Annotated in this window: 4 protein-coding genes; 2 read left to right on the top strand and 2 right to left on the bottom strand. The window is 59.0% G+C overall.

What is annotated here, in order from left to right; translation table 11 throughout:
- Window positions 1-291: 291 nt before the first annotated feature.
- Complete coding sequence (locus tag ASE79_RS06460; protein WP_056413661.1) at window positions 292-2727, bottom strand: DUF4238 domain-containing protein; 2436 nt, start codon at window positions 2725-2727, stop codon at window positions 292-294.
- Window positions 2728-3114: 387 nt separating this feature from the next.
- Window positions 3115-5730 (bottom strand): PAS domain-containing protein, encoded by a 2616-nt coding sequence (locus ASE79_RS06455; protein WP_416354505.1) that lies wholly within the window; start codon window positions 5728-5730, stop codon window positions 3115-3117.
- 863 nt (window positions 5731-6593) lie between these two features.
- Here ASE79_RS06455 and ASE79_RS06450 point away from each other — a divergent pair.
- On the top strand, window positions 6594-6839 hold the full coding sequence (locus ASE79_RS06450; RefSeq protein WP_056413659.1) for an AbrB/MazE/SpoVT family DNA-binding domain-containing protein: 246 nt from the start codon (window positions 6594-6596) through the stop codon (window positions 6837-6839).
- On the top strand, window positions 6836-7222 hold the full coding sequence (locus ASE79_RS06445) for a type II toxin-antitoxin system VapC family toxin (RefSeq protein WP_056413651.1): 387 nt from the start codon (window positions 6836-6838) through the stop codon (window positions 7220-7222). Before ASE79_RS06450 ends, ASE79_RS06445 begins: the two co-directional genes overlap by 4 nt.
- The last annotated feature ends 89 nt before the right edge of the window (window positions 7223-7311 follow it).

Here is a 7311-nt window from a genome sequence, read left to right as displayed (position 1 = left end):
CTGTTGTCAAGAGGCCCTCCGGAGCGGTCATTCTGGACGCTTTTCGGCGAACGCAGCCGGGGTATCGACTGGTCAGATCGGGGGTGTCGAGGGCGCTCAAACCCGCGGAGAAGCGTCAATGCAGCGCAGAGTTCCTTCGCCGCGGCAATGTCCGGTTTGGGAAGGAGAGCGGCCAGTCCGCTTTTCGTCGGCGGCGGCCGTAAGCGGACGTCTGTTCGGGTGGTCGGGCAGATGTCGACTACCCGCAGCACTTCTAGACGCAGCTCATGGGCAATCACCCAGGTGGTCCGATCATCGTTCCTTCGGGTCGATCCGCTGGATGTAGAAGGCCGCCGGAACTATCGGTACGTGGTGCTCGGAACTCGACATGAGCAGGAGCCTATTGACGGTGTTGTCCTGAATGCCGGTCGGCGCGAAAACGCAGGAGATGCGGCCCTCGTTGCCTGGTTCGCCATGCCTACGCAGCGTCGACTGGGCAGCGCCATGTGACCGGGCGAACCGTGCGGCCAGCCCTTGTTCGAAATTGGGTTTGGTACCGCTGGCCGCAATCTTTTCCAAATAGCGACACATGTCGCCGAACAGAGCGGGGTAGGCGCCGAGGGTCCGCTTCCGTGCAAGCTGCACGATGCGGCCGGCGTCGTCGGGAAACAGGAACTTGGCATCGGCGATCCTGGTAGCCAAGTCTCTTAGCCTCGCCGGAGGCGCTGACGCGCGCGGACGCGCGGCGCGCAGAATTTCCTGCCAACGGTAGGCGCTGTCCGTGACGATCGATGCCCCCGTCGCCTGTGCCAGATACATTGCCATTTCGAAATTGGGGGCCATCTGCATGAGCCGTATTTGTCCGCCCTTCTCGCCGCCGCCGAAGATGTCGTCCTGCAGCGCCGTCAGCGGATCCTCATTCCTCAGACGGTCGATCTCGGCGCGCATTTCGGCGACACCGGCGTCGTCGAGTTCGGGGAAGCTCTCGCGCAGCCGCCTTTCCTGCGCACCTCTTGGCCACATGAGGATGTCGCGCATCTCGTCGACGCGGACGAGGTCGCGCAGCCGAGGCTCACCTTGCAGGGTGATCGGGATACCACCGGCGCGCTCTTCCGCCATGGCCATCGTCGTCCGTCGCAGATGGTAGTCGAACGTCCAGGGGTCGGGAATGAGGTTTACCAGCCCCGCATCGATCAGCGGGATGAGATTCAGGAAGAGTGCCACCGATTTCAGGAACTCGAGGTGGTATGATCGCGGGTGTTCGGTCGGGCTGTATTTCTTCGCCGTTGTCCCGGCATGGATAAAGGGGCTCTGGACGATCAGCTCGCCGAAGTATGCCGACGCGCCGATGGCGAACTCGACGAACGACTGAGGATGCAGCGAGCCGGTGAAGACAGCGCGCGGTCGGCCGTCAGGCTTCGGTAGAAGTTCGAGTAGGTCGGTTTCAAGAGGCCAGAGCGCCTCGTAAAGGAAGTAGACTTCCTTGATCTGCTCGTCGGTGAGGTCGCGACGGACGGTCGTCCAGTCCTTGCCCTTATCCATCTGAAGGATCGAGCGGATGCCTCGGTCGAGAAGGAGGTTGCGCTCGCGGATACTGCGCAGGGCCCAGCTCGGGCGCAGCTTCTCGGGCCTGGAACTGCAGCAGAGCCGGAATGGATGGCCTGATCCGCAGCCGCACGGGTCCGAGACATTCAGCCGAAAGGACGGCACTTTTTTCTTCAGCGCGTTACTTTCCCTCTGCGTCCTGCCGAACGCGTCCTCGTAGTGGGCGGTCCCGTCCTTGTAGCCGACGAACGTCTCACCCCCGAAGCCCCAGAGCTCGTCTTGCGGAGGTAGCAGCGTCGTCGCCAGCTCGGCCCAGGGGCCGGTTGCGTTCTGTTCGGGATGCAGCCACTCCTCTCGTCCGGCGGCGACGTATCGCCGCGCGCGCGCTTTCAGCACGCGGTTTATCCTCGACACTTCGAGATCGGTCAGCCTGCGTTGACGGATGAACTTGTCGGTGCGCGTCATCGTCTGCCGAAAATTGCGCGCGAAGGTGCGTTTCACGAGCGGCGGGGTTGAGGGATCCTGTGCGTATTCGAGGTTGGTTAGGATCAGGCACTGATCGCGTCCCAGCGGGAACAGCGTCTGGGTGGCCTTGAGCGCGATCCCAGGGTCACTTGGATAAGCGCACTGCAACGCTTCGGGCGGCAGTGCATGGTTGAAGGTCGTCACCGGGTGGTCCGTGACGATGAACTTGGTGCCGGCGTCCTCAGCCGATACGATCTCCCGGACGCACTGGGTCCATATCGTCGTATGAAGCATCCGAACCCCCTGCATCTCCAGCATGAGCTCATTCTGGCTGAGGCTGGGGTATTGCGTGGCAAGCCATGCCAGCCCCTTCGGCGTCCGCAGCTTCTGAATGTCGATGTATTCGAAGAATGAGCCGAAGTGCTCGTGCCAGCCGGCCGGATCCGTTGCGGCGAAGGCTCGCAACGCATGTGCACCGCGGGCGTCGATGTCGCCGAAGAGCGATCGTTCGATCTCATCGTTCACCGCCGTGCCGAAGAACGTCGAATACAGGTCGGTCTGGAAGAAGCAGCCCTTCGTCGAACGCTCGGTCAACGCCGGCATGGTTATCGGCCGCCCGTCGTCGAGCATCTTAACCTCGGGATTGAGGTCGAGATATGTTAGCGTCGCCCGTCCGGGCTCCAGGAAGCGCTTCTGATACCAACGCGGAACGTAGTGGTTGTCTCTCGCGATCGCCATTGCACGTCCAATCTACGCTCTTGGTCCAGCGGCGGTCGAGCGACTGATCTTGAAGTTGCCGCCGTCAGGTGTGTAGCACTGGCATTACCCAGGTTGAGGCGTCGGCAAAACTGGGGCGCGCGAAAATATCGCATACTAACTTCTACCCGAGACTTGTTACAACCTGCTCACGAGAGCGAGCATCCGCGCGTCGTCCCATGCCCACTTAGCTCCTGAATGAATGGCAGATGTTGCAGGCCGGATAAGTGGTCCCGAATGGCGTCTTGTGGGCGTTCTGGTCTGATCCCGCATTCTCGCGAGGGATCGCATTTCGAGAATTACAGGCCCGGTCCTCGTTTGACGATCAGATTGAGCCGGTGAGCGACCTAACTTGAACAGCTACAAAATCTAGGCCGCGATCAACTCTTTGATACGTGTTGCTAGCGCTTCCATCGTGAAGGGCTTGGTAATGACATGCATACCGCGATCAAGATGCCCGTGATTGAGTACGGCATTTTCCGCGTAACCAGTGATAAACAATACTTTGAGATTCGGCCGATTTAAGCGAACCGCGTCTGCCAACTGCCGCCCGTTCATTCCAGGCAAACCAACATCGGTCACAAGTAGATCGATGTGTTGATCGCCAGCCAAAGCTTTCATTGCTGTAGGTCCATCGGCGGCCTCAAGCGCAGTATAGCCAAGATCAACGAGCGTCTCGGCAACGAGCATACGGATCGACTCCTCATCGTCAACGATGAGCACGGTTTCGCCGCCTTCAGTTCGTGGTGCATCAGACAGCGGGACCGGCGCCGCATCCTCTTCGGCAGTCTGCTCGTTGCGGGGGAGATAAATTACCACAGACGTGCCGGCACCGGGGCTTGAATGAATACGGACTTGCCCCCCCGACTGGCGAGCGAAGCCGTAAATCATCGACAAGCCCAACCCGGTACCGCTGCCAATCGGCTTAGTAGTAAAGAACGGCTCGAAGGCTTTGGCAATTACAGCGGGTAGCATGCCGGTGCCCGTGTCGCTCACCGACAGGCAGATATAGGGGCCGGGCTCAATATCGCGTTCACGTCCAGCACGTTCGTCCACATAACGATCCTGCGTCTCGATCATGATCTTTCCGCCATCAGGCATGGCGTCACGCGCATTGATACACAGATTCAGCAAAGCATTCTCAAGCTGGCTCGGATCGACCAATGTGGCACTTATGTCAGGGGTCAGTGCCGTTTCGACTATCACTGATGGTCCCACCGTACGGCGGACCAATTCTTCCATACCGTAGACCAAACTATTTACGTCGGTTGGTCGCGGATCGAGCGTCTGCCGTCGACTGAACGCCAATAGCCTATGCGTCAGTGCCGCAGCGCGCCTAGCAGCCCCCTGGGCGGCGTCCATGTACTTGTTGACGTCAGCCCCCCTACCTTGAGCGAAGCGGAGCTGGATCATCTCCAAACTCCCGCTGATACCTGTCAGCAGATTGTTAAAGTCGTGCGCAATACCGCCGGTCAACTGACCAACCGCCTCCATTTTCTGGGATTGGCGCAGGGCATCTTCGGCCGCCACCAGTGCTTCGGTACGTTCAGAAACCTTGCGTTCGAGCGAAGACGCAAGTTCACTCAGGTCTCGCTCAGCTCGGCGTCGCTCGGTTGCAGTATGGGTGCGCTCGGCAACCTCGCGGATGAACGCAAGATCCTCGTCGGTCCATTGGCGCGGCACATCGTCGTTGACGAAAATTAGAGCCGAGAATGCACCATACCGCACCAATGGCATATTGATAAAGGACCGGGCATTGATTGCCTCTAGCGTTGCGGACGTTTCGCGCGTGCGCGCGTCAATGCGGGAGTCCACAACCGTAGCCGTAATACCCCGTTTCAGATCCTCGATGTAGGAACCGTGATCTCGGAAGCGGAGAGTACCGGCGATACTTGTGACGCCTGGAGCGTTCCAATCGCGCTCGATCGTGATCGTCTCGGCGATCGGATCAACTACACCATAGCCGGCTCGGCAGACGCCCAATGTCTCCCCAAGAACCTCCGCCGCGACGTATGAGATGTCAGCAGTAAGATCGAGGTCGCGAAAAAAGTCGTTCAGGTGGGCAAGCGCTTGACGCTTCAACTCAGCCTGTTTGGCGGCGGTAATGTCCGTCGACACGCCAGCAATGCGGATCGGACGGCCTTCAACGTCAAAGAAAGGCTGGCCGCGGGAGGATATCCAGCGAATACTATTGTCCGGCCATACGATCCGATATTCTTCAGAGTATTCGCGGCTTTGTTCTCCAGCCTGCTCCATTGCGTGGGCCGTCCGGTCCCGGTCATCGGGATAGATCGCTGCTATCCGATCTTCGTAAGTGAACGGCAGGCTGGGACTGCGACCGAACAAAACCTTGCACTCATCAGAGGCAGTCAATGTCTGTGTCGATAATTCAAAGCTCCAGGTTCCAAACCCGCCCGCTTTTAGGGCAAGAGCCAACTCGCGTTCCCGCTCCTGTTGGGTGCGGAGGCGTGTCGTAAGTTCTGCCATGAGCGCCGCATTATCGCGCTCCAGACCAGTCAGGCGTTCTCGTTCGATAGTCACATCGACTTGGCTGGCGAAGAAATAGACCAATCGGCCATCGACGTCGAACACCGGTGCCATCAGCAATCGGTTCCAGAACGCTTCCCCGTCTTTGCGATAATTGCGGATATCGACTTCGACCGGTTTTACCTGTTGCACAGCCTCATGCAGGGACTGTCTAGTTGCAGGATCGGTGTCTTCGCCTTGGAGAAAGCGGCAGTTGCGCCCAACGATCTCGCTACGGTCATATCCAGTAAGCCGGCAAAAAGAGTCATTGCAAAAAACTACAGGGTTATCGGGAAGCCGGGGATTGGTGATGATCATCGGCATGCGCGTTGCGTGAACTGCGGCGACGAAGGGATCTGTATGACGGTCTAGACCCGCAATTTCGACTGCAATACGCTCATCGTCTGCGACGCCCCGGACAGAGCGATTTGCGGTATCATTCAGGTCGGACACGTGCACCCTCGACTTCGCGCGCCGGGCGCAATCCACAACCCTAATATGTAATTGTCACCGATAAATCGAGCGTTCCCTGACAGATAGTTCGTATATGCCCTTTCCAATCGTTGTTCGATTAAATGCGTATGCCGCTTTCCCAAAAACGAACATGGAGCGGGAAGCCAGCACCGCCAATCGCATTAAGCCATATGCGCGTTCCGCTTTCCCAAAATCTGTTCCCGATTGGGTTTTCCCGAAATTGCCGGTCGGACATGGGAAAATGGGAATTGGACGAGCGGTTTTTAACGGCCGGTTTCGGGAACGCATACCGATCGAGTGAACGGCCGAAATGGGGCGCGAGCAGCCATGATGTGCCCAGTGTCACAACCGAACGGTTGTGACACCCGTGCCGGTGGCCGCTTTCGATCATCTCGAGCCTGAAAGCTGCCAGGCAGAATTGTCCCCAATTATGGTCGTTGAGGCCCGATTCAACACGAAAAATCTTTCTAGGCGCCACATCGCCTAGTTGGGCGCTTTCGGGGGAGAGACGCTTCTTGTTACCCTGCAAGGAGGTTCAACGGTGCCGTTTAATTGGGTTCCGTATGGTCCTTCTTGGTTAAGACTTCAGCCGGACCAGACGGGCAATTCGACCAGAAATCTATACGTCGTTCTCTCACGTAAAACAGACCCGCCCGGAGCTGGTGCGCTTGGCGCATACCTAAAACGCACCTGCTGAAATAGGTGATTTGGCACGGCTATGGCGGCATGCCACACGAAGGTATAGGAGACATGAGAATGGGATCGTAGCATCAAGGCTCGCTCGTTGCCGGAGGCGGCCAGCTTAGCTATATGACGCTAGCGTAATCGACAGGGGCGGGTGCGCCGATATGACGTTGCAAATTAACATCACGGCCAACGGGCGCATGAGCCTGCCTGCGGATGTCCGGAAGCGTCTTGGTCCGAGTGGCGGCGGTGCGGTCTACCTGGATGAAACGGATGATGGCGTGGTGTTGCGGACGGCAAGCCAAGCGGTGGCACGCGCCCAGGCGCTGGCCAAGCAGTACACCGGCGGTAACCCCGACGCATCCGTTGAGGCTTTCCTTGCCCGACGTCGCGAGGAGAGCGGCGAATGAGCGTGGTGCTGGATGCGTCTGCGATCATTGCCATGCTCAAGGGCGAACGCGGAGCAGCAAAGGTCGCGGCCGAGGTCGGCGGGGCGCGGGTGAGCAGCGTCAACTATGCCGAGGTCGTCAGTCACTTCGTCCATGCGGGTATGCCCGAGCGCGAAGTGGATGCCATGCTCGATCCACTGCCACTGACTGTGGTGCCGGCCGACAAGGCGCTCGCGCAAATTGCTGGTCGGCTACGAGCGGCGACAGCCGAGGCGGGACTTAGCCTTGGCGATCGTTTCTGCCTGGCACTGGCACGGCGCGATGGACTGCCGGCATGGACCAGCGACCAGAACTGGAAGAAGATTGCTGATGCCGTTGAGGTCAAGGTTGTCGCGATCCGCTGACCTCGCACGGTTGTGGGGTAGGGGAGGGGGCAAGGCGTTCGGCTCGACAGCTATGGTGGTTAGCGGAATGACCGCTATCGACCGCCGAT

It is taken from the genome of Sphingomonas sp. Leaf28, assembly GCF_001421685.1.
Lineage (GTDB): Bacteria > Pseudomonadota > Alphaproteobacteria > Sphingomonadales > Sphingomonadaceae > Sphingomonas > Sphingomonas aurantiaca.
Note: the sequence above shows the minus strand (reverse complement) of the source record. Positions and strands in the feature narration are given on the sequence as shown.

Excerpts from the sequence above, each read along its gene's own strand:
- ASE79_RS06460 (WP_056413661.1), bottom strand. The coding sequence starts at position 2,727 with ATGGCGATCGCGAGAGACAACCACTACGTTCCGCGTTGGTATCAGAAG.
- ASE79_RS06450 (WP_056413659.1), top strand. The coding sequence starts at position 6,594 with ATGACGTTGCAAATTAACATCACGGCCAACGGGCGCATGAGCCTGCCT.
- ASE79_RS06445 (WP_056413651.1), top strand. The coding sequence starts at position 6,836 with ATGAGCGTGGTGCTGGATGCGTCTGCGATCATTGCCATGCTCAAGGGC.